Below are 22,809 nucleotides of genomic sequence, written 5' to 3'. Positions count from 1 at the left end.
ACAGGCTCTTAGGCTTTTTTCAAAAATTCGGTCCGCAGCACCAGTCCCTTGACTTGCTTGGTGCTGCAATCGACTTCAGCCGGATTTCCGGTGAGGCGAATGCCCTTGACCAGCGTTCCCCGCTTCAATGTCGTGGAGGTTCCCTTGACCTTCAGATCCTTGATGAGCGTGACGGAATCGCCGTCATTCAATTGAGTGCCATTGCTGTCGCGGACGATTACGTCTGTCATGATGGTTTCCTGTCTGGTTCCTGATTAGAATCGTCCGTAGCACTCTTGTCGATGTTATACCAGAACGCGGCTTATTGCTGGTCTCGCGAACCCTGTCTGGCTATAGTTGATTATGAAATAAGCAAAGCGAGTATTCTATGATCGGTCATGCACTTGTGGTTGTCGACGTCCAGAATGATTTTTGCCCCGGCGGTGCGCTGGCGGTTGATCGCGGCCACGAAATCATTTCCACCGTCAACCGACTGATCGATGAAAGCGAACACGTCATCCTCACGCAGGACTGGCACCCCGCCAATCATTCAAGCTTCGCCTCGACTCATGCCCACGCCAAGCCTTTCGATACGATCGAAATGGCCTATGGCCTGCAGACGCTTTGGCCCGACCATTGCGTGCAAGGCAGTCATGGCGCGGATTTTCACGCTGACCTGCAATGGACGCGGGCACAACTCGTCATTCGCAAAGGCTTTCGCATCGGCATAGACAGCTATTCGACATTCTTCGAAAACGACCATAAAACGCCGACCGGTCTTGGCGGATATTTGCGCGAACGCGATATCGGTTCGCTCACACTGGTCGGGCTGGCCACCGACTTCTGCGTCGCTTATTCGGCGCTCGACGCCGTTGCAGAAGGCTTTCAGGTGCGGGTCCGTCTGGATGCATGCCGTGGCATCAACCTCAACGGCTCGATGGACATCATGCTGCAAAAAATGAAACAGGCTGGCGTCGAATTGATCGACGAGCCTGCCTCAACATCGCATCTACTCTAACTCGCCGTCCGGCATAGCGACAAAGATCAGCACCGCAATGATGGTGATGAAGAAGCGGAACGCGGATTCGATCCCGTTCCATGTTTGCGACATCCACATGCCGAACCATTCTCCGCCGACCGACATGAAGCCAACCTGCCAGACCAGAAAGCCGAGCGACAGACCGGCGATGGCCCATTTCTTGGAGCGATTGAAACTGACCGCCCGGTCAGTCAGACGGCCAAGCATGGCAAAGGCCCCGATCCAGCACAGGATCGCCGTTAGCGTTTCCGCCGCAATGATGAGAATATAGGCTGCATTATGCAGCATCGGATTATTGATGGCGCGATATTTGATCGTGGCATCGGGAAAGATCGTGTCCATCATCAGAACATGCTGCACAAACCCGAAATTGGTGTCGTAGTCGGTGATGTTACCGAATGAAACCAGCGTTGCGAAAAAAGCAATCGCCGCCACGAAGGCGGTTTTACTCAACCGTGTCACGACCATGGAAATCCCCTTCCCCGAATTGGCCGCAGCGCGCCGGTCATGTCCCTTGAACCGGCCTGCTGCATGAACGCGATATCAATCACACTCGCGTGATGGTCCTCAGTTCGAGCGATTCGGTCAAGACCAACAAAAAGGGCAGCCGAAGCTGCCCTTTTTAATCCAGTCAGACAAATCAGATTAGTGCCCTGTGACCTCTTCGGCTTCTTCCTGCCAGTTCGGATTGAGCCGGTTATAGCGCAACGAAGACATGAACGAGAGACCGATCAAAGCCGCACCGATAAGGCCGGTAATGACTTCCGGAATATGCACCAGCGTCTGCACATACATAATGACCGCCAGAACCAGGATTGCATAGAAAGCGCCATGTTCGAGATAGCGGTACTGGCCCAGCGTCTTGCGCTCGACAAGCATGATGGTGAGCGAACGCACATAGAATGCGCCGATGCCAAGGCCGATGGCGATGATGAACAGATTCGTCGTCAGTGCGAATGCACCGATAACGCCGTCAAACGAGAAGCTGGCATCAAGCACCTCAAGATAGATGAAGGCTCCCAGGCCACCGCGACGGACCATGTCCATCTGCTCCTGCGTCGCATCCAGAATCTCGCCAAGCCCTTCGACGGCAAGGAAAGTCAGAAGACCGAACAGCGCGGCAATCAGGAATGTATGCGAATGCTCTGCATCCAGCTGGTAGGAGAAAAAGATGATCAGAGCGATTGCGACGCCGATCTCGACACCCTGCACAGAGGCGAACTTCGACATGCGGCTTTCGATGGCCTTGATCCAGTGCACATCCTTTTCGACATCGAAGAAGTACTTCATGCCGACCATCAGCAGGAATGTGCCGCCAAATGCGGCGATACCTGTGTGTGAATCCGATATCACGCGGGCATATTCATCCGGCTGCCAGATCGCAAGTTTCAGCGCCGATATCGGATCGGTCCACATCGCAACCGCGACGATGGCCAGTGGGAAGATGATGCGCATGCCGAAAACGGCAATGATAATGCCCCAGGTCAGGAAGCGATGCTGCCATTCCGGAGTCATGTCACGCAAAATGCGCGCATTAACGATAGCGTTATCAAAGGAAAGCGAGATTTCCAGAACGCTCAGAACGGCGCAGATGATGAAGACGGAGACCATTCCCCCAAAAGTGCCGGTCATTTCGTAACCGAGCCAAACGGCACCTGCGAGACCCAATACGGTAAAAACCATGGGCCAGATGAAATAACGAAGAGTGGCCATTGCAAACCATCGAATTATTATTGTTTATCAAACGGAAACAGGCACCGGCCATCGCAGCGCATACCCCCGCGAAGCGAAACCCGCTTCCCTTCATACGCTCTACCTGACCACTGCTCTTCCCGCCAAGGCGTATCGGCTATGTAAGTAGCTTGCCAGATGCAAACAAGAGAAAGCGTGGCAATAAGTTGGCTACTTTGCGGATTTGATGTGCTGAAATATTTCGTTACTAACACCTGATACTAAAGTAGGGCAGACCCGCAATCTCATGCACTGATCCATGCAGTAAACTCTTCCGAAAACGCCTGATTTGTACGAATTGTCACGTAGCAAAAACTTCATCTCAACATAGATTCATAGTGCGGGCCGCATAGCTTTATCGGCTACGCCCACTTTAGAAACGAGGAAATTCAACTGATGATTGCGCCGGAAGAGCTACAGCGTCGAATAGAGAAAAGACTTGCCGAGAGCAGTTTTTCACAGCCGGAACTTCTGATCCGACGGGCGCATCGCATGGCACAGGAAAACAGGAATGGCTCGACCTCGGGTGCGGACGCACTGCTGAAGGAAGCCGGTTCACAAATTGGTCTGCAGGAGCTTTCCGATATAATCGACCACAAGCCCTGGCTGCTCGAAACGATTATCAACGGTGCAGGAAAGAAAGGCGGCAACTCCGACCACCATTAGATGCATTTGTCTTTCGAACGTAACTGCAAGGGGAGAAATAGATAATGATAACCGGACCTCAATGCCGTGCAGCCAGAGCACTTGTGGAGTTCTCCCGCGATCGCCTGGCCCAACTATCGGGGATCGACGCATCGACCATCGAGCAGTTCGAGCGCAAGCTCGGCGCGCCATCAGATGAACAGATAAAGGCATTGGCCGACACATTGGAAAAAGCTGGAGCCTTATTCATTCCGGAAAATGGCGGCGGTGCAGGTGTGCGCCTGAAATTCAATCGTTCGGAAACCCGACGCATTGCTAATCTGGAGAACGAAGGTGGTCTGACTGCCTCCGACGACGTCCCGTAGTAAGACAGCCGTCGGGCAGCAAAAGCGTCTTTTCGAAAAGACGGGCGCGCCGACCGGGTTCAATCAGATCGGCGCTCCAGACTCCAAGGCCCGAAAGGCTTACTTGTTCTTGATTAGCTCTCACTTTCCGACTTGCCAGATTCGGCTTCTCCACCTCACCTTGAAAAGAAGAAAGGCATCGCTCCTATCGATTAAATGACTGCACCTACCGAAAGTCAGCTACAATAAACTCAAGTATCAATTTTCAGTTTATTTCCAAAATTATTTGCATATATATGGAGAAAGAATGGAATCCGATATGCAATCAGGATTGCCGATACATACTCGAGGGGGCTTTTTCGGTGGAAGACGAAATATCGCGTAACCAGAACGGAAGTTTACTGATAAAGTTTTTCAGAAGTATTATATTAGCATCGGCTATTTTAACAGGCACATCAGCGGCATCGCTCGCCGCAGATACCATAGCACCACGACCAGAATTTCAGGATCAGCAGCGCTGGCGCATAATCTTCAGCCCTTATGTCTGGGGCGCATCACTGAACGGTAGCGCCGGCCTGTTGGGGCGGAGCACCGATGTGAACATCCCCTTCCGCGAGATTCTCGACAATCTCGATATGAGCTTCATGGGCAATGTCGATGTCGGTAACGGAACGGTTGGCTTTTTTATCGACGGGCAGTACGTCAAGACCAGCCAGGATGAAAACCTCCTGGACAACGAGCTTGCTCTCGATATCAAAACCACGACCCTCTCGGGTGGGGCTTACTATCGCGTTTATGAAAAGCAGCTCGAAGGAACGACGCTCTTCGGAAACCAGCGTATTTTCGCAATTGAGCCAACGATCGGCGTTCGCTGGACAAAGCTGGAGGCCGGGCTTGAAGTCGGTCGCTTCAGCGGGTCACGCAAGGTGGAATGGACTGACCCATTCGTGGGTACGCGTGTTTTCTACGACATCAACGATCGCTGGAACATTTTTGCAGAAGCCGACATTGGCGGTTTCGGCGCTGGAACCAAGCTCAGCGCTAACGGCCAGATCTATCTCGGTTATCGCACGCTTGTTTTCGATGTCCCCACGACATTCCGCGTCGGCTATCGAGCACTTTATCAGGATTATAAGGACAACGATGTGGTTGGGAAATTCAAATATGACGTGACCCAGCATGGGCCAGTCGTCGGTTTCTCCGTTACTTTCTAATCCACGACATAATTATTTTCATTGATCTGACCCGTCGGCAAAACCGGCGGGTTTTTGTTATTCCTGCCCGTTGATCAGTTCTGGAACATGTCTCCCGAAAGTGAGAACCGGTTTCGGGAGACATGCATGAAAACAAATAGATAGAACGGTTCCAATGATTCCGTTTTAACTGGAACCGTCTAAGTAAAATTCAACGACTTCCGATAATAATAGGCGCGATATCAATTGGGGGGATGAATGACTTATATCTTCGAGTTGCCGATTTACCTTTCGTTTGCGGCCTTCACCATACTCGGGCTTGTGTTCTACGCAGTCGGACGTTTTGCGCTCGACATGCTGTCCAAGCATGCAGCCAGCGACATTCTCTCGATTCCTATCGGTGCGTTTATCAGCACCATTGCAACAGCCTGGGCCCTGTCACTCGGCTTTGTCGCAGCGGATATATGGAGCGTTAATTCCCGCGCTGATCAGGCCATCAGTGAAGAGCGTTCGGCCATTTCCCGTTTGATCGGAACCTCCCACGCTGAAATATTGAACGCACCTGCACTTACCGCCGCTCTTACCGGCTATCGCCTTGCCGTCATCGACGATGAATGGCGCGACAAGATCAATGTCGAGCCGGCAGATTCAGTTGAAACTGCGCTGCAGAATATAAGGCGCGAGATCATTAATCTGGCGCGCACCGACGTACCCTCGCCCGTTATCTCCCAACTTATCAACGACTTCGATGAATTGCAGGACGCACGCAATACACGCCTGGCCGTCGGATCGACCTCAATTGACTACTACAAATGGTATCTCGTGCTCTCGCTGACATTTCTGACAGCCATAACCATCGCCGCCACCCATGCGGACCGCGTGCGGGCTGGCGTGAAGGCGCTCGTCATCTATTCGCTCACTGCCTCTTTCTGTCTCTGGATTCTTGCAATCCATGCCAATCCCTATCAGGGACTGGAACGCCTTGAACCGTCCCTCCTTTTCACCAGCCACAAGCACGGCTAAGATACCGGGAGATTCGATCTATTTTATCCTGCTGAAATTGCAGGGAAATATCTTCGGATAGAACCCCGAAAAATGTGAAACGGTCTTCGGACAAGATGCGGTGTTCAAAACGAACAGTTGGAAAGCGGAGCAGCGATTTGATGAAACTGCTGGGCGCTAGTGCCCTCATAGGTTTGGTGTTGCCGGTCGGACATGCTTCGGCGCAGACCTTCAGCGTCTGCCACGGTTATGAATGCCATTATCGGACCAAGGTTACGCTGACTGCGAAGGACGAGCAGCGCATCCGAAACCTTCTGCACAATGGCAGTCGCAGCGCGGACGGCGAGCGGAAGGCATTGCGCACGGCAGTTGCAATCTTCGAACAACGCAGTACCGCGGCCATCGGCGTTCGGGACAAGCCGAGAATGCAATTCGGCAAAGCCCGCATCAAGGGCCAGATGGATTGCATCGATGAATCGACCAATACCGATAGCTTCCTTCGCTATCTGCAATCGCGCGGCTGGCTGAAACATCACACGGTCGCACGCCGCACATCGCGCGGTGTCTTTTTCGACGGTCGTTATCCGCACTGGACTGCTGTCATCGAAGACAAAAAGGGCCAGAAATGGGCCGTCGATTCCTGGTATGAGGTGGGCGGCGGACCGCCTGACATCATGCCGCTCCAGCAATGGAAGCAGCGCGGATATATGGGCGGGCGTTAAAACCCGCGCGCCTGCCTTTCCACCTACAATCACTGCCTTATATCGCGTTGCGAGGGCATCCTGCCCGTGAGACTACCGGGCATCACAGAGGGGACGATCCATGCCGATTTTGAAGCGGTCTTTTTCCAGCATCTGCACCACAGCGCTCGTTGCAGGCAGCATGCTTGCCGCACCAATTGCCGAAGCCTGCACGCGTTTTGTTTATCATGGGACCAACAATCAGGTTATGACTGCGCGATCCATGGATTGGAAAGTGGACGTTGCAACCAATCTCTGGATATTCCCGCGCGGCATGAAACGTTCTGGTGAGGCAGGCAAGAATTCAATCCAGTGGACATCCAAATATGGCAGCGTCATCGCCTCCGGTTATGATATTTCCACGACAGACGGGCTGAACGAAGCTGGACTTTCCGTTGGCGCCCTGTGGCTGGTCGAATCCGAATATCCCAAATATGACGGCACCACACCGGGCCTCAGCATCGCGGCCTGGGCACAGTATGTGCTTGATAATTTCGCCACGGTCGATGAGGCGGTCAAGGAGCTGGGTACCGATCCTTTCACAATTGTCACGGACAAGGTCCCCGGCGAAGACAGGCTGGCAACATTACATCTGGCGATATCCGATTCCAGCGGCGACAGTGCGGTCATCGAATATATCGACGGCAAGCAGGTGATCCATCACGGCAAGCAATATCAGGTGATGACCAACTCGCCGACCTATGACGAACAGCTGGCGCTTAACTCCTACTGGACCCAGATTGGCGGCACTGTCATGCTGCCGGGCACCAACCGCGCTGCAGACCGTTTCGCACGCGCCTCCTTCTACGTAAATGCTATCCCGAAAGCCGAAGACCCGGTTGAGTCGATTGCCAGTGTTTTCAGTGTCATTCGAAACACCTCGGTCCCATACGGTCTGACGACGCCCGACCAGCCGAACATTTCCTCAACACGCTGGCGGACGGTCGCCGATCAGAAGCGCAAGCTCTATTTCTTCGAATCCGCTTTGACGCCCAATGTCTTCTGGGTTGATTTGAAGGAAGTCGACTTTTCACAGGAGACCGGCAAGGTCAAGAAACTCGATCTAGGTGCCAATCAGACCAACACGTTCAATGGCGTCGTCAACGACAGTTTCAAGGAAAGCGAGCCCTTCAAGTTCCTCGGCCTCTGAGCTGGTTCTACAATTTTTTTGTGAACCAATCCTATCCTGCCGCGTTAGTTAACCATAACCAAGCCAGAACGGGGGCCAGAACGGAGGAACAACCAATGGACTGGAATCGCATTGAAGGAAACTGGAAACAGGCCAAGGGCAAGATCAAGGAACAGTGGGGTAAACTCACCGATGACGATCTGGACCAGATCAACGGTCAGCGTGAGCAGTTGGAAGGCAAAATCCAGGAACGCTATGGCATAGAAAGGGACCGCGTGCGTTCCGATCTGGACGATTGGTATAATCGCCAGACCTGGCTTTCATAAAATCGCATCCTTCAAGAGAAAGCCCTGCTGCACGGCAGGGCTTTTTGATCGTTATCGACAACGATCCACGCGCTGTAGAGATGCCGATAGCCCCATCAGGGAAAACGTATAGCGGGTCTGCGTACCGCGTGCCGATGTTGCCTGCACATTGAGCGTTTTGCCCGCGCGCATGGCGCGCATCAGCTTCGCTTCATCAGCAACATTTTCCGCCCAGGCGCGATTGCCCTCGCTGAAGAACGGAAAGCGCGCGCCATCCACCATCACATTGACCGAGCTATTAGCCTTCAGGTCATACCCCATCACCAATTGAGGGCTGTACTGGCCGTCCGTCTTGGAAATAATCACGAAATTATCGCCGTGCCGCACACCGGCGGGATGAAAATTGATCGGCACCGTCAAGGCATAGCACTTGTTACCCGCAAGTTCGGTGTTCTGGTAAACGCCCCAATCGCGGAATTCACCCAAATAACTCGTCTTCGCTGAAGCCGCGAGAGAACTCGCCACCAACCCTGCCAATGCCAGCGCAACGGTGGTTGCATTTTTTCTCATCGCCCAAAACCTCCATTTTGTTGCCATTTCACGTCACTTAAAAAATTGTTTCATTGCGTTACTATTTTCTTAACGAACTGCTAAAATTTGTTGAAAGTTTGCGATAGGCCGGACGCGAAATAAATCAGCGTTCCGAAAACGTCCCGGATGTCGAAGAATCCGGAAATGCTACTGCATTTCTGGTGCGTAATTCTCTCTTTGGCCGAACTGTCATCAAAGCCGAAAGCAGCAAAAACGCGGAAATATATCGGCCTTATGCGACCTGATCGCCTTGGCTTTGGTATAGACGTTTTCCCTGATTGACACACCCTGGAGCTAACGATAATGCCATGTCAAGTTGTGGGGACAATGGGGGCATTCGATGCAGTGCATCGTCATCAATCTAGATCGTTCTACGGACAGACTTAAGGAAATAGCAGAGGAATTTGAAAGGGTTGACGTACGGTTTATCCGTTTGTCTGCGGTTGACGGCCGCGCGCTTTCACCTGAGGACATGGAGCGGCTGACACCAGCGACGAGCCTTTGGCCACATGCTATCACACCGTCAGAACTCGGGTGTTATCTGAGCCATCGAAAATGCCTGGAAATCATTGCCAACGGCAAAGAAGAGTATGGAGCGGTCTTCGAAGACGACGTTTCTTTCAGTCCTCATATCGGGCGCCTTCTCAAGGATGAGAGTTGGATTCCGCCTTCTGCTGACCTTGTAAAACTGGAAACGACCAGCAAGACGGTGCTCGTCGGGAAATTATCGGAAATAGCAGATACGCATATACGTATCGGTCGGCTGCTCTCGATCCATCTTTGCACGGGTGGCTATATTATCTCGCGGAGTGCAGCGCAAAAAGTATTGTCGCTGATGGAACAGGTGTTAGTACCAATCGATAATCTGATATTTGATCCGAACTACGACTGTTTCCACAGTTTGAAAATCTATCAGGTTTCACCGGCTGTATGTATCCAACGCCGCCGATTGGGAGAACATCAGGAGAGCCTGATTCAGCTGGAGCGCCGAACCCAGCGGACGAAGCGAAAAGGGTTCGCAAAGCTGGTAAAGGAAGTACAGCGCCCATTCCAGAAATGTGCCCGTGCTATGCGTGGCGTTTTTATCAATGTTTTCACGGATCAGCATTGGAAACCTGTGAAGTTTGATAATAAAGCGCGGTAAGTTACTACTCTTTTGGGCGCTAGAGCATTTCCCCTCTAAATTGAATCGTCGGAAATGCTCTATCTATTTGTTTATACACACGTCTTTGTCCCAAAACCGGTTTCCGCGTTTGGGAGACATGCTCTAGATTGATCTTGGCAAACGCCGATCAACTGCAGTTTCGCGCTTTTTTTAACCGCTGCGTTTGCAAATATGGACTTTTCACCCGGCGCATTAAAGCGGCTTTTCGCGATGCCTGGCAATATGCGTAGTAAACTCCGAGTCACCGTAACCCAATTTTCACGGCAATAGAGCTTCAAAGCTCGTCTCGTCCGGAAATGTTGATTTGATTGAACGACAGAGCCAGAATTCAGGGCGAGCAACACATTAGCAATTGCTGCAAGACTGAAGAAAGAATGGTGGGCCCGGAGGGACTCGAACCCCCAACCAAGCGGTTATGAGCCGCCGGCTCTAACCAATTGAGCTACAGGCCCCACGCATCCTTGCCCTACCCTAAAGAAAGCCGGGACACAAGCTGTCAAATGCATCAGTTGCCCTAATGCGCACATATTCAGTTGCGATGCATGCAGCCTGGAGCATTTCCAGCAAAAATGCGAAGCGGTTTTGCGTGGGATAATGCGACGAAATAAATACTTAGAGCGGCTCCAGCGACTCTGCTTTAACTGGAACCGCTCTGGAACCACGGTCTTTCCGATTTGAACCGGCAGTTGCAATTGGCACGCATTTCAAGTCTGATATCGTCGGCTTCAGACAAGAGAGGGAACTTAAGAAATAAACGATTTCAAAGGCAAAGCGGTCGACCTTATCGGGACCATCAGCTTTGCCAAAGCTGCCTCAACTTTCTCTATAGGAGATTTTATGAACAACCGCGCTACCACTCTTCTTGCAACCTCCTTTTCTGCAATCATGCTCGCAGGCGCACTGGCACTGCCAGCTCAGGCACAGGAGAATCAGATGACGAAGCAGCCTGCGCGTATCGCCGTTACCGGCGAAGGCACCATGACCGCCTCGCCCGATATGGCCGTCCTCAATCTCTCCGTGCTGCGCGAAGCGAAGACAGCACGCGAAGCCATGACCGCCAACAACGAAGCCATGGCAAAAGTACTCGAGGCCATGAAGAAAGCCGGTATTGAAGACCGCGATCTTCAGACCGGCGGCATCAACATCCAGCCGCGCTATGTCTATCCTGACGACAAGAATGGCCTGAAAGAGCCGAGCATCACCGGCTATACGGTTTCAAACAGCCTGACGGTTCGCGTGCGCGATCTGGCCAAGGTCGGTAATGTGCTTGATGAATCTGTTACACTCGGCGTCAATCAGGGTGGCGATCTGAGCTTCGTCAACGACAACCCGTCCGCCACGATCAATGAAGCGCGCAAGCGCGCCGTTGCCGACGCCATAGCCAAGGCAAAGACCCTTGCCGATGCCGCCGGTGTAGGCATTGGCCGTGTCGTCGAGATCAACGAACAAAGCCGCCCTCCAATGCCGATGCCGATCGCTCGCGCCCAGTTCAGGAGCATGGCTGCCGCAGCGCCGGAAGACGCCGTGCCAGTTGCAGCTGGTGAGAACAGCTACAACGTTTCGGTCAATGTCGTTTTCGAAATCAAGGAATAATGGCAACCCAATTGGCAATTGTGAAGGGGCGCACCAGCGCCCCTTTTCTTTTGCCTGTCAGCAAGAAAAGCCCCGGCCTGATTTGTTCAGGCCGGGGCTTTTGAAACTTGAGCCGCGCGTCTTAGCGAATGATCGGGCAACCGCGTACATTTGCGAACACGACACCGGCAGGGCGACCGTGACGGAAGCCGTGAACCCGCACCGACTTGCCACGATAAACAACACGCGCATTGCGAATGCCCATGCGATTCGCCTTCATCTTGGCACCCTGAATGGAGCAAGCGCGGCCCCGATAGACCGGACGGCCATGGCGATAGCCTCGGTAATCGACATTAACGATTGCGGAACTTGCCGAAGTGCTGACGGCTGGAGTGACAACCGGCGATGCAGCGCTGGCCGAAGCTGCCGTCGAAAAGATGGCGGCAACACCAAGAGCGGCGGTTACGACGAACGACTTGAGCGAAATAGCAGACATCTTTGAACCTCTTTCAATTTGTTTTCAGGTCTTGCCTGAGACACCCGAGAAGTAGCGCCCGATAGATGAACAGAATGAAAAGTCCGTGTTCATGTGCCGTTCAGCTTTCCGTAAAACAGAAGGCATGTCTGCGCACACCTTTATAAAATAAATAAATTCAATAAGTTATAATAATACAGAGTCGGCTCCACCATACTCGAAGCACAGATTAAATTTACGCAATGTTTGAAAAAAGCAGGCGAGCCTTCAGCGGTGGCTCGGCATCGCCATATGGTCGAGATAATCTTCGTCATCTTCCAGGTCGTGATCAAAAGCCGTCACCTTGCCGCGAACGGAAATGCCAGCCTCGTGCACAGTCTCGGATGAACCCGAAACAAGCGGATGCCACCAATAGAGGTCCGAACCTTCAGCAACCAGACGATAGGCGCAAGTCACAGGCAGCCAATCCACTTCGTCAACGATTTCCGGTGTCAGAAAAACACAATCCGGCACTGTCTTCTTGCGGTTCGGATAATCACGGCACTGACAGCTCTCTGGATTGAGCAGCGTACAGGCAACGCTGGTCCAGTAAATCTCGTTTGTGTCGTCATCCTGCAGTTTATGCAGGCAGCATTGGCCGCAACCGTCACACAAGCTCTCCCACTCGCTGCGGGTGAGCTGGTTCAAGGTCTTGGTGCGCCAGAATGGTTTGTCGTTCATGATGAAGCGTATAATGGAATTATGTCGGGAATGGCGTGGACAAATCGCCGCCCTAGAACACTTGAAATTCGATCCTGATCGGGTTAGTAAGCGAACGTCATTATCATGACCGTAAGCGTCTTACGTTAGGCAACGCATCAATCTCGCCGGGAACGGCAATTCGTATTGATGTTTCGTTGCGCCTTCCCCGCATAATATTCAGGAATACACATGTCTCAGTTTGAATGCGCACGCCGCAGGAAACTGCCCGCACGCTATGCATCCATCGTGATGCCTTTCATTCTATCGATCATGATGACATTCATTGTCTCCTTGATTGCGACCGCCAAGAGCCTTGGCGTTAGCCATCCCGACCTCGCATCGAGCTGGATGACGGCATGGGCTCTTTCGTGGGTGGTCGCTTTTCCGGTTCTCCTCGCCATTCTGCCCCTCGTACGCAGAATGGTCGCCATGGTGTGCGACCCGCATTAACCTCTAAACAGCAAAAGCCGCGCATTTTGCGTGCGCGGCTTTTTCAATTCTCTTGCGGACGGTTCAGCGGAAAATAGCTTCGCCCTGTTCATCCACGATCTGCCGGCCCTTGTTCAGCGAAATGCTGGCGGCATCTTCGATGCCGGGGCAACGGTCGGCACGAACAAAGCGATATTCCTTCACTTCGCCATCGATCGTCTTGGAAATGACGCCGCAGACCTGATACTGCCCGCCCTCGCTATAGGGCGTGGCAATGATCAGAAAGTCCTTGTGTTCAAGGCGACCCGCCTCTTTCGGCTCTGCCGGTGTCTCAGAGGCAGAGCCTCCACCGAAAAAACGCTTCAAAAAAGACATATCGCCTCCCCTTCCCGTATATTCTCGTTCAGTATCGCCTAGCTGTCCAGGAACGAGCGCAGCTTACGCGAACGGCTCGGATGCTTCAGCTTGCGCAGCGCCTTGGCTTCGATCTGGCGGATACGTTCGCGGGTAACCGAAAACTGCTGGCCGACTTCTTCCAGCGTGTGGTCGGTGTTCATGCCGATGCCGAAACGCATGCGCAGAACACGTTCTTCACGCGGCGTCAGCGAAGCCAGAACACGGGTCGTCGTATCGCGCAGATTGGCCTGGATGGCCGCATCAATCGGCAGAAGTGCGTTCTTGTCCTCGATGAAATCGCCCAGATGTGAATCTTCCTCGTCACCGACCGGCGTTTCGAGCGAGATCGGCTCCTTGGCGATCTTCAGTACCTTGCGCACTTTTTCGAGCGGCATTGCAAGCTTTTCAGCCAGTTCTTCCGGCGTTGGCTCACGGCCGATTTCATGCAGCATCTGGCGCGACGTACGAACGATCTTGTTGATCGTTTCGATCATATGCACCGGAATACGGATGGTGCGCGCCTGATCGGCAATCGAACGGGTGATTGCCTGACGAATCCACCAGGTCGCATAGGTCGAGAACTTGTAACCGCGGCGATACTCGAACTTGTCGACAGCCTTCATCAGGCCGATATTGCCTTCCTGAATAAGATCGAGGAACTGCAGACCACGGTTCGTGTACTTCTTTGCAATCGAGATGACGAGACGAAGGTTGGCTTCCACCATTTCCTTCTTGGCGATGGTCGCTTCGCGTTCGCCCTTCTGCACCTGATTGACGATACGGCGGAATTCGCCGATGGAAATTGCGGTCTCGGTCGCAAGCATCTGGATTTCGGAGCGCAGACGGTCGATGGCGCGCTCTTCCTTGGCTGCGAATTCCTTCCAGCCGCGGGCCGAAAGCGTACTGACGCGCTCCACCCATTTCGGGTCAAGTTCGTGGCCCTGATATTCCTTGAGGAATTCCTCGCGACGCACGCCGAAGGATTCGGCCAGACGCAGCAGTTTGCCTTCGTTCTGCACCAGACGCTTGTTGATGTCGTAAAGCTGTTCGACGAGCTGTTCGATACGGTTCTGGTTCAGCGACAGCGATTTCACTGCCTTGATGAGCTGATCCTTCAGTTCCTTGTAGCGACGCTCCTGGCTCGACGACAGTTCGCCCGTCGCGGCCAGACGGCCCTCGACCTGTTGATCCTGGAGCTTGCGCAGCTTCTTGTAGGTATCGGCGATGAGGTCGAGCGTTTCCATGACCTGCGGGCGCAGTTCGGCTTCCATGGCCGCCAGCGACAGGTTGGCTTCGTCCTCGTCCTCTTCTTCCTCTTCCGCAGGCATGTCGCCGCCGACATTGGTAATGTCGTCGTCATCACGCGAGCGGCGCTGAGGCTTGTCATCGCGCGGCTTTTCCTCTTCCACGCGCTCGATCACCGGAGCCTGCTTGGCTTCCGGACCGGCATAGGTGGTTTCGAGGTCGATGATTTCGCGCAGCAGAATGTTGGAATCGTTCAGCTGGTCGCGCCAGATGATGATCGCCTGGAAGGTCAGCGGGCTTTCACAAAGCCCGGCGATCATGGTTTCACGACCGGCCTCGATACGCTTTGCAATCGCGATTTCGCCTTCACGCGACAGAAGCTCGACAGACCCCATCTCGCGCAGATACATGCGCACCGGATCGTCGGTACGGTCGGTCGGCTCTTTCTTGGTCGTGGTGGTGGCAACAGCCGTGCCGCCGGATTCGACCAGCTCGCCGCCCTCTTCCGAGTCGTCGTCGCCGTTTTCTTCGCGGTCGTTGTCCTGCTCGTCATCTTCAACGACATTGATGCCCATATCGGAAAGCATCGACATCGTGTCTTCGATCTGCTCGGATGTCACTTCCTCGGAAGGCAGCACGGCGTTCAGCTCGTCCATGGTGACGTAGCCGCGCTTCTTCGCGAGTTTGATCATCTTCTTGACAGCATCGTCAGAAAGGTCGAGAAGCGGACCGTCGGCAGCACCTTCGCGCTCGACTTCGGCTTCTTCGTTTTCCTTAACCTTCGTTGCCATATGTTCTTCTCCAGGCGACCCCGGTCGCTTCTAAGATATATAGAGTTCTCGGACAGTTTTGCGAGGCCGCAATCCGTCAGTTGATTCTGCGAGTAGCCGATTTCCTGTTAATGGCGGATTAACCTTGCCATCGGTATCGGGCTTCTTCATCTCCGATTTCCTGTGGGCAGATCAGGCGGTCGATCAGACAATGCCTTTTCTCGGGCCATCTTTCCGGCCCACTTTTCCAGCCCAGCTCCAGTTGCTGCCCCACAGCCTCGGACATCACCGGTTTCTGTTCTTTTCTATGTTCGAACTGTCGTGATTCCGTCATTTACGCCACACGTCAAGAGCGACTCACCTGATTCGCGCTTAAAAAGCGAATCATTTTGTTGTCGCGGTCTTTTCGTTGGCCAGATAGAGCACGTTTTCCAGATCGCAACCCTGCATTTCCAGCTGTTCTCGCAGAAATGATTCGAAAAACCGAATCAGAAACCGCCGGGCGGACGCCCCGAAGACAGGCCGAAACCGTCGATCAGAGCTTCAGTCGCATCAGCTTTCAAAATCTGATTTTGTATATCTCTGAGACGCGCAAACAATTCGCCCGTCTCGTCTGTTTCAAGTGCGGCCTCAACGGCTCGCAGCTCCTTATGTAGTGTGCGCGCACGCTGATGCAAGTGAAGCGCCTGCCGAAGGGCTTCGCGTGCATCGTCTTCTGCAGCCAGAGTAGTCGCAGTCCAGAGTTTCGCGCCCTTCACCACAAGTTCGAGCATCTCGATCTGCTCACCATGACCGGCATTGACCAGTGCGCGCCGCATGGCGTGGCCATCTTCCATGTGACCGGCAGCAAGCACATCCAGCATGGCCAGATGCAGTGACTTGAGAGCCTCGTGCCCCAGATCGAGCGCGGCCAGCGTCTCGAAATCCTCTTCAATCAGACGTGGGTGATTGAGAAGCGTCAGAACAATTGCCGTTTCGCGCAAGGGAGCGTGTGATCCCGCGCCCGGCCTGCCGCCCTTAACGAGCGTGGAGCGCACCAGACTGTCGGAAATCGCAAGACGGCCATTACCGCCGGCCGCTCCACCGCGCCCACGCCCGCCTTCATTCCTGCGATTGAAAGACGAATTGCGCTGTCCACCGCCTTGATATCCCTGGCGTCCCTGACCGAAGAAGGCCTGCGCCCGCTCGCGCATATCCTGGCTGTAGTGGCGGCGAATATCTTCATTGGCGATGCGGCTGGTGATTTCGCGCAGGCGCGCTTCCAGCTCAGCCCGGCGTTCCGGTGTATCGAACACGCCGCCCGCCGTTTCCCGCGTCCACACCATATCGACCAACGGTCTGGCATCACGCAGGACCGCATGAAATGCAGTCGGACCTTCCGCCTTGACGAGATCGTCCGGGTCCTGCCCCTCCGGCAAAAGCGCAAAGCGCAGCGATTTTCCGGGCTGCAAGGCAGGCAATCCGAGATCGACGGCGCGATAAGCGGCACGTAGCCCCGCCCCGTCGCCATCGAAGCACAGAACGGGTTCCGGGCTGATGCGCCAGAGGAGTTCGAGCTGTTCTTCCGTCAGCGCCGTCCCAAGCGGGGCCACCACCTGATGGACACCCGCCTGCGCCAGCGCGATCACATCCATATAGCCTTCGACGGCTATGATGGATTTGGCAGGCTCGCCCCCTTGCGGCTGGCAGGCCTTGCGCGCCCGCAAGCCGTTATAGAGAACCCGCCCCTTATGAAAGAGTTCAGTCTCTGGCGAGTTCAGATATTTGGCCGGAGCATCGGCGGAAAGCGCACGCCCGCCGAAAGCAACGATGCGCCCACGTAAATCCTCGATCGGGAACATGACACGATCGCGAAAACGGTCATAGGACACGGCAATTCCCTCGCCGTGCACGACGAGACCACACGCCTCGATCTGCTCGCGCGACACGCCTTTGCCTGCCAGAAACTCCTTCAATGCGTTGCGCGATTCCGGCGCATAGCCGATGCGGAATGTCTGTTGCGTGGCGCTCGAAAGTCCGCGATCCCGCAGATAGGCGCGCGCCTTGGCGCCGACGGCGCTTTGCAGCTGGCTTTCGAAGAACTGCGCAGCCAGCTCCATGACGTCGTAAAGCGTAGCGCGCTGTGCCTCACGCTTTTCCATTTCCGGATCGCGCGCAGGCATCGGAACACCCGCCATGTCGGCCACACGTTCCACCGCTTCCGGGAAACTCAAGCCTTCAAGATCGGTAAGAAACTTGAAGTGATCACCGGTCACGCCGCAACCGAAACAATGATAGCGGCCCTTGCGATCTTCGCAGTGAAAGCTCGGCGTCTTCTCGCCGTGAAACGGACAGCAGGCCCAGAAATCTCCCTTCGGAGGATTGCTTTTCTTGCGGTCGAACGAAGCGCGCGTTCCTATCAGCGTCGAGATCGGGACGCGGTCTCTGATCTCATCGAGAAAGGATGGCGGAAAACGCATTACAGATTTCACTTTCAATTCGTTCGGGCAGGCAGATGATAGTCTATAGCCTATATAGGCGCGCCCGCTCCGACAGTCCATCGCACGCTTATGTCCCTCCCCGCTAATCACATGTCGCTGCCAAACAGGCGCATTGTCACAAAACTGTCATATATTCGTCATGACACTAAGGGGATGGATTGCTTTTAGTCGCGAACAAGCCCATATCTCTTGAAGATTTGATTAGCCGGAACATATTTTTTCTTCATTTGTTGCGTTAGCTTAATCAACCTGAGTTACTACACCCACCTCCAACCCGAAGGGATTTTGCCGTGAATGGTTCTTTGGTCCTTTTGCATCTGGCCGGAGCAGTTGCCCTTTTGTTATGGGCGACGCGCATGGTCCGGACCGGGGTGGAGCGTGCCTATGGCGACCGTCTGCGCAGACGCCTGCGCAACCAGATGCAGAACCCGCTGCTTTCCGTCGCCTTTGGCCTTGCCCTCGCTGTCGCCCTGCAAAGCTCGACAGCAGTTACGCTTCTCGTCGGTTCATTTGTCGGTTCAGGTTTTGTCAGCGGTGTCGCAGGTCTCATGGCTGTGCGCGGCGGCGAGCTTGGCTCCGCCCTCGTCGTCAAGATCCTGAGCTACGACCTCACCCTTCTGGTGCCACTCTGCCTTGTCATCGGCACCGGCATCTTCATGACCACCGAGCGCCGCGACTGGCGCCAGATCGGTCGTATTCTGGTTGGCATCGGCCTTCTCATCATGTCGCTGGAGATGACCGGACAGGCCACCGAGCCACTGCGGCAAAGCGAATTGCTGCCGGTCATCGTCGACTATCTGTCCGGCGATCCGATCACAGCCTATCTGCTCGCAGCCCTGATGACATGGCTGTTTCATTCCAGCGTTGCCGCCGTCATCCTGCTCACCACTTTTGCCTCGCGCGGCCTGATCCATCCAGAGCTTGCCGTGGTGATGGTTCTCGGCGTCAATCTGGGCTCATCGATCATCGCCCCGATCCTGACCCGCCATGCACCGCCTGAAACCCGCGTTGTGCCGCTCGGCAATCTTTTGATGCGCGGCGCCGGGTCGCTCATCATGCTGGTGCTTTATGAGACCTTCAAACCGTCCGTCGCCTTCCTCGGCAGCGATCCGGTTTCGCAGGTGGTCAATGCGCATATCCTGTTCAACGTCATCGTGATGATTGCCGGCATTCCGCTGTCCGGCCTCGTGCTGCGTGCAACCGAAGCATTGGTCAATCTCAATGCGGACAAAAACGCCCCGGCTTCACAGCAGCCGATCGAGATCGAGCAATATAGCGCGCTCGACACTGCCGTACTCGACCGGCCTTCGCAGGCGCTCGCCAATGCAACCCGTGAAGTGGTCGGCGTCTGCGACACGATCGAAGTCATGCTGCGCCGCATCATCGAGCTTTATGAAAAGCCCGATCAGGCGCGCATCGATGAACTGGAAGCCCTCGATGACCGCGTGGACAAGCGCCATGCCGCGATCAAGCTCTATCTGACCAAACTCGCAACCCATGAGCTCAGCGATTTCGAGTCGCTGCGCATGCAGGAATTGCTGGGTGCCTGCGTGAAGCTTGAGCAGGTCGGCGACATCATCGTGCGCAACATGCTGGCGCATGTTCAAAAGAAAATGGATCACAAGCTGGAATTCACCGAGGAAGGCTGGAAGGAACTCAGCCATTTCCACGCCATGGTTCTGGCCAATGCGCATATGGCGTTCAATGTGATCGTTTCGCGCGATGGCCGCACGGCCCGTCAGCTCGTGCAGGAAAAAGACCAGCTGCGTGAACTGGAAAAGCAGACCAGCATGCGTCATTTCAGCCGCCTGCGCGAAGGCGCCACCCGCAGCATCGAGACAAGCAGCATCCATCTCGACACCATCCGCGATCTTAAGCAGATCAACTCGCTGCTCGCCTCGATGGCCTATCCCGTCCTCGAAGAACAGGGGCTCCTCAGCGATACGCGACTCAAGACCGTCAAGCAGAGCTGAAATCAGTCCATGCGGCGGCGGGCACACACCCGTTGCCGCAAGACGTTGAATATCAAAAGGAAATATCCGCAGCAGGGCGAACCCGCACACGGGCATTTCCAGCCTTGAAGCCATTCAGCGTTTCGTTGTGATGCGCAACGATATCCGCAAATTGCAGGCTGGCAGTGTCGCCCGTAGTATGCGCGTTCCCAATCAGAGTGACGTCATAACCGAGAGAAACGGCGCGCCGGACGGTCGTGTCGATGCAATATTGCGTCTGGCAACCACCCACGACGAGATGCGAAATATCCAGTTTTTGCAAAAGAGCCTGAAGGTCCGTCTCATGGAAAGAGTCGCAGCTGCGCTTTTCAATGAGAACATCTCCCGGTTTTAAAGCAACCTCTTCGCGGATTTCCCATCCGGCTATGCCTTTTTCAAGCTCGTCACCCGGACCGCCATCATGCTGCACCATGATGACCGGAATTCCAGCCTCATGCGCTTTCTCCCGCAGATCGCGCAGTCTGATGACAATCTCATCAAGGGTACGGTCGATAATGGGCTGCCGTTCCAGAGTGCCCGTCCCGGCCACGATGTCGTTTTGAACGTCTATAACAAGCAAAGCTGTTTTCATCAGTTCACACCCGGTCGTTGATCAGTCGTTGCCATGCATAGCACAAGAAAAAGCCCCCGCCAGAGCGGGGGCTAAACAAAAGCAAAGGCACTTATGCCTCACGCTTTCACTGCAGCAGCGATTTCACGATGGCGCTCGCCTTGGTGAAATCCATCTTGCCTGCATAGCGCTCCTTAAGAACAGCCATACATTTGCCCATGTCGCGGAGGCCCTGAGCACCAATTTCGGCAATCACATCCGCACAGGCCTGTTTGACTTCATCCTCGGTCATCTGCTGCGGCAGAAACTCGGAAATGATCGCGATTTCCTCGCGCTCGGCTTCTGCGAGCTCAAGGCGGCTGCCTTCTTCATAGATGCGGGCGGATTCTTCGCGCTGCTTGACCATCTTGCCGAGAATGCCCAGCAATTCTTCGTCCCCGACCGGGTCCTTGCCAGCGGTACGGTTGGCGATATCTCGGTCCTTCACCGCAGCCAGGATCAAACGCAGCGTCGACATGCGACGCTTCTCCTGTGCTTTCAGCGCGGTCGTAAGGGCCTGGGAAATCTCCTGGCGAAGCATAACGTCTCTCCTGACGGTGTAAGTTCTATATTGTTCGTTTCGTGCATCTATACAGCAAGCGAACAGAAACGCCGAGCTGTCCGAACCGACATCCCGAGAAATAATGCGATGATCATCGTCATTATTTCGGGAAAGCCAGGCTTCCGACGATTGACCCGGCCTTCAAGTTTCTCTATTGCTCAAGGCTTAGCAGGACATCGGCACGTGCTGGCAGTGGGAGGTTTCAAATCCCCGCTGCCTTTTGGCGCATATATGACCCTTGACGCTTCATCTTTCAAGCTACCTTACCGGTGGCAGGCTGAAACACGGCAGCACACGCTGGCGCGCGGCTAACAAACAGGAGTGCAGACCATGACAGAAACCACACCGAAAACAGCACCCTGGACTGTTGAGAAGCGAACCGCCATCCTCGTACTTGCCGATGGAACCGTGATCGAAGGCAAGGGCCTCGGTGCAATCGGTGCAATTGAAGCCGAGGTCGTGTTCAACACAGCGCTGACCGGTTACGAAGAAATCCTGACCGACCCGTCTTATGCCGGTCAGATCGTCACCTTCACCTTCCCGCATATCGGCAATGTCGGCACCAATGCCGAAGACGTTGAAGACCTGACGCCTGCCAATCGCCACGGCGCGGTCGGCGCGATCTTCAAAGCCGACATCACTACGCCATCGAATTTCCGTGCAACGGATGATCTGGATGCCTGGCTGAAACACCGCGGCGTCATTGCGCTGGCAGGTATCGATACGCGCGCGCTGACGGCACTCATCCGTGAGCGCGGTGCGCAGAACGCGGTCATCGCGCATGATCCAAGCGGCAAGTTCGATCTTGATGCGCTGAAAGCACGCGCCGCCGCATGGAGCGGTCTTGAAAATCTCGATCTCGCCAAGGATGTCACGGTCGGCCAGAGCCTCACATGGAAGGAAACGCCATGGACGCTCGCGGATGGCTATGGCGAACAGGACGCGCCGGAATATCACGTCGTCGCGCTCGACTTCGGCGTGAAGCGTAACATTCTGCGCCTGCTCACCGGTCTCGGCGCGAAGGTCACCGTGCTGCCTGCAACAGCAACGGCTGAAGACGTTCTGGCCCATAATCCCGATGGCGTTTTCCTGTCCAACGGCCCCGGCGATCCGGCTGCAACCGGCGAATATGCCGTGCCGACCATCAAGAAGCTTGTCGAAACCGACCTTCCAGTCTTCGGCATCTGCCTCGGCCACCAGATGCTGGCGCTCGCGCTCGGCGGACGCACCGAGAAAATGCATCAGGGCCATCACGGCGCCAACCATCCGGTGAAGGACTACACGACCGGCAAGGTCGAGATCGTCTCGATGAATCACGGCTTCGCGGTCGATTCAGATTCGCTGCCGGAAAATGTCGAGGAAACGCATGTGTCGCTCTTCGACGGCACCAATTGCGGCTTGCGCGTCGTCGGCAAGCCGGTCTTTTCCGTGCAGCACCACCCGGAAGCATCGCCCGGCCCGCAGGATTCGCACTATCTGTTCCGTCGCTTCATCAACCTGATCCGCGAAAAGAAGGGCGAAACGCCGCTTCCAGAACGCGAACAGGCGGCTTAAACCCTCTAAAAGAATTATCAAAGTAAAAGGCCGGAGTGAAAACTCCGGCCTCAGGCTGCTGACAAACCCCTGGCTATGCCTGGGGTTTTGTGATTCATTGGGATATGTTGAAGAAACCAGC

At 54.7% G+C, this 22,809-nt stretch carries 24 protein-coding genes and 1 tRNA gene; 13 read left to right on the top strand and 12 right to left on the bottom strand.

Translation table 11 applies throughout. The features are described from left to right. Positions 1–8 precede the first annotated feature (8 nt). Complete coding sequence (locus JNC70_RS07760) at positions 9–230, bottom strand: alkylphosphonate utilization protein (RefSeq protein WP_006467255.1); 222 nt, start codon at positions 228–230, stop codon at positions 9–11. A 137-nt stretch (positions 231–367) separates the two neighbouring features. Between JNC70_RS07760 and pncA the strand changes: the two genes are divergently transcribed. Next, a complete protein-coding gene (gene pncA, locus JNC70_RS07755; RefSeq protein WP_104756204.1) occupies positions 368–997 on the top strand; it encodes a bifunctional nicotinamidase/pyrazinamidase in 630 nt (209 codons plus the stop codon). Here the strand turns inward: pncA and JNC70_RS07750 are convergent. Together JNC70_RS07750 and JNC70_RS07745 are read right to left on the bottom strand one after the other, a co-directional pair. Then, positions 989–1,486 (bottom strand): DUF2165 family protein, encoded by a 498-nt coding sequence (locus JNC70_RS07750; RefSeq protein WP_104756205.1) that lies wholly within the window; start codon positions 1,484–1,486, stop codon positions 989–991. The two genes, pncA and JNC70_RS07750, sit on opposite strands and share 9 nt — an antisense overlap. Before the next feature lie 177 nt (positions 1,487–1,663). Next, the gene (locus JNC70_RS07745; protein WP_104756206.1) at positions 1,664–2,731 is read right to left on the bottom strand and encodes a DUF475 domain-containing protein; all 1,068 of its coding nucleotides are present in this window, start codon (positions 2,729–2,731) and stop codon (positions 1,664–1,666) included. A 414-nt stretch (positions 2,732–3,145) separates the two neighbouring features. On the opposite strand from JNC70_RS07745, the gene JNC70_RS07740 reads away from it, so the two are divergent. From JNC70_RS07740 to JNC70_RS07710, 7 genes are all read left to right on the top strand, one after another. Continuing rightward, complete coding sequence (locus JNC70_RS07740) at positions 3,146–3,415, top strand: hypothetical protein (protein ID WP_104756207.1); 270 nt, start codon at positions 3,146–3,148, stop codon at positions 3,413–3,415. Positions 3,416–3,459: 44 nt separating this feature from the next. Then, entirely contained in the window at positions 3,460–3,759 is a 300-nt protein-coding gene (locus JNC70_RS07735; RefSeq protein ID WP_208623463.1) for a helix-turn-helix domain-containing protein, read from the top strand. A gap of 401 nt (positions 3,760–4,160) precedes the next feature. Further along, positions 4,161–4,952 (top strand): hypothetical protein, encoded by a 792-nt coding sequence (locus JNC70_RS07730; protein WP_374788579.1) that lies wholly within the window; start codon positions 4,161–4,163, stop codon positions 4,950–4,952. Between the two features lie 237 nt (positions 4,953–5,189). Then, positions 5,190–5,954 (top strand): bestrophin-like domain, encoded by a 765-nt coding sequence (locus JNC70_RS07725; RefSeq protein ID WP_104756209.1) that lies wholly within the window; start codon positions 5,190–5,192, stop codon positions 5,952–5,954. A gap of 140 nt (positions 5,955–6,094) precedes the next feature. After that, on the top strand, positions 6,095–6,655 hold the full coding sequence (locus tag JNC70_RS07720) for a hypothetical protein (RefSeq protein ID WP_104756210.1): 561 nt from the start codon (positions 6,095–6,097) through the stop codon (positions 6,653–6,655). Between the two features lie 100 nt (positions 6,656–6,755). Next, positions 6,756–7,823 carry a linear amide C-N hydrolase gene (locus JNC70_RS07715; RefSeq protein ID WP_104756211.1) on the top strand — a complete coding sequence of 356 codons (1,068 nt, stop codon included), beginning with the start codon at positions 6,756–6,758 and terminating at the stop codon, positions 7,821–7,823. A 95-nt stretch (positions 7,824–7,918) separates the two neighbouring features. Next, a complete protein-coding gene (locus JNC70_RS07710; RefSeq protein ID WP_104756212.1) occupies positions 7,919–8,128 on the top strand; it encodes a CsbD family protein in 210 nt (69 codons plus the stop codon). A gap of 51 nt (positions 8,129–8,179) precedes the next feature. On the opposite strand, the gene JNC70_RS07705 is transcribed toward JNC70_RS07710, so the two are convergent. Then, positions 8,180–8,677, bottom strand: coding sequence for an invasion associated locus B family protein (locus tag JNC70_RS07705; protein WP_104756213.1), 498 nt, complete (start codon positions 8,675–8,677; stop codon positions 8,180–8,182). 361 nt (positions 8,678–9,038) lie between these two features. On the opposite strand from JNC70_RS07705, the gene JNC70_RS07700 reads away from it, so the two are divergent. Beyond that, positions 9,039–9,842, top strand: coding sequence for a glycosyltransferase family 25 protein (locus JNC70_RS07700; protein WP_104756214.1), 804 nt, complete (start codon positions 9,039–9,041; stop codon positions 9,840–9,842). A gap of 396 nt (positions 9,843–10,238) precedes the next feature. Here JNC70_RS07700 and JNC70_RS07695 read toward each other — a convergent pair. Next, a tRNA-Ile gene (locus JNC70_RS07695) sits at positions 10,239–10,315 on the bottom strand. 385 nt (positions 10,316–10,700) lie between these two features. Here JNC70_RS07695 and JNC70_RS07690 point away from each other — a divergent pair. Beyond that, a complete protein-coding gene (locus JNC70_RS07690) occupies positions 10,701–11,456 on the top strand; it encodes an SIMPL domain-containing protein (RefSeq protein ID WP_104757511.1) in 756 nt (251 codons plus the stop codon). A 121-nt stretch (positions 11,457–11,577) separates the two neighbouring features. Here JNC70_RS07690 and JNC70_RS07685 read toward each other — a convergent pair whose 3' ends face one another. Further along, entirely contained in the window at positions 11,578–11,931 is a 354-nt protein-coding gene (locus JNC70_RS07685; RefSeq protein WP_104757510.1) for an antifreeze protein, read from the bottom strand. A gap of 246 nt (positions 11,932–12,177) precedes the next feature. Beyond that, on the bottom strand, positions 12,178–12,630 hold the full coding sequence (locus JNC70_RS07680; RefSeq protein ID WP_104757509.1) for a YcgN family cysteine cluster protein: 453 nt from the start codon (positions 12,628–12,630) through the stop codon (positions 12,178–12,180). Between the two features lie 210 nt (positions 12,631–12,840). On the opposite strand from JNC70_RS07680, the gene JNC70_RS07675 reads away from it, so the two are divergent. Continuing rightward, entirely contained in the window at positions 12,841–13,101 is a 261-nt protein-coding gene (locus tag JNC70_RS07675; RefSeq protein ID WP_104757508.1) for a DUF2798 domain-containing protein, read from the top strand. A 63-nt stretch (positions 13,102–13,164) separates the two neighbouring features. Here JNC70_RS07675 and JNC70_RS07670 read toward each other — a convergent pair whose 3' ends face one another. The 3 genes from JNC70_RS07670 to dnaG all read right to left on the bottom strand — a co-directional run bounded on the left by JNC70_RS07670 (position 13,165) and on the right by dnaG (position 17,950). Continuing rightward, entirely contained in the window at positions 13,165–13,455 is a 291-nt protein-coding gene (locus JNC70_RS07670) for an HlyU family transcriptional regulator (RefSeq protein WP_104757507.1), read from the bottom strand. A 38-nt stretch (positions 13,456–13,493) separates the two neighbouring features. Next, positions 13,494–15,512, bottom strand: a complete 2,019-nt coding sequence (rpoD, locus tag JNC70_RS07665; protein WP_104757506.1) for an RNA polymerase sigma factor RpoD — start codon at positions 15,510–15,512, stop codon at positions 13,494–13,496. A 467-nt stretch (positions 15,513–15,979) separates the two neighbouring features. Beyond that, positions 15,980–17,950 (bottom strand): DNA primase, encoded by a 1,971-nt coding sequence (gene dnaG / locus JNC70_RS07660; protein ID WP_374788578.1) that lies wholly within the window; start codon positions 17,948–17,950, stop codon positions 15,980–15,982. Between the two features lie 311 nt (positions 17,951–18,261). Between dnaG and JNC70_RS07655 the strand changes: the two genes are divergently transcribed. After that, positions 18,262–19,944, top strand: coding sequence for a Na/Pi cotransporter family protein (locus JNC70_RS07655; protein WP_104757503.1), 1,683 nt, complete (start codon positions 18,262–18,264; stop codon positions 19,942–19,944). 52 nt (positions 19,945–19,996) lie between these two features. Here JNC70_RS07655 and JNC70_RS07650 read toward each other — a convergent pair whose 3' ends face one another. Both JNC70_RS07650 and JNC70_RS07645 read right to left on the bottom strand, forming a co-directional pair. Beyond that, positions 19,997–20,554: a cysteine hydrolase family protein gene (locus tag JNC70_RS07650; protein WP_104757502.1), complete on the bottom strand. Its 558-nt coding sequence runs from the start codon at positions 20,552–20,554 to the stop codon at positions 19,997–19,999. A 106-nt stretch (positions 20,555–20,660) separates the two neighbouring features. Then, complete coding sequence (locus tag JNC70_RS07645) at positions 20,661–21,113, bottom strand: GatB/YqeY domain-containing protein (protein WP_104757501.1); 453 nt, start codon at positions 21,111–21,113, stop codon at positions 20,661–20,663. Between the two features lie 351 nt (positions 21,114–21,464). Between JNC70_RS07645 and carA the strand changes: the two genes are divergently transcribed. Next, positions 21,465–22,688, top strand: a complete 1,224-nt coding sequence (gene carA / locus JNC70_RS07640) for a glutamine-hydrolyzing carbamoyl-phosphate synthase small subunit (protein WP_104757500.1) — start codon at positions 21,465–21,467, stop codon at positions 22,686–22,688. Positions 22,689–22,809: the final 121 nt, after the last annotated feature.

It is taken from the genome of Brucella oryzae (genome assembly GCF_041929965.1).
GTDB lineage: Bacteria > Pseudomonadota > Alphaproteobacteria > Rhizobiales > Rhizobiaceae > Brucella > Brucella oryzae.
Note: the sequence above shows the minus strand (reverse complement) of the source record. Positions and strands in the feature narration are given on the sequence as shown.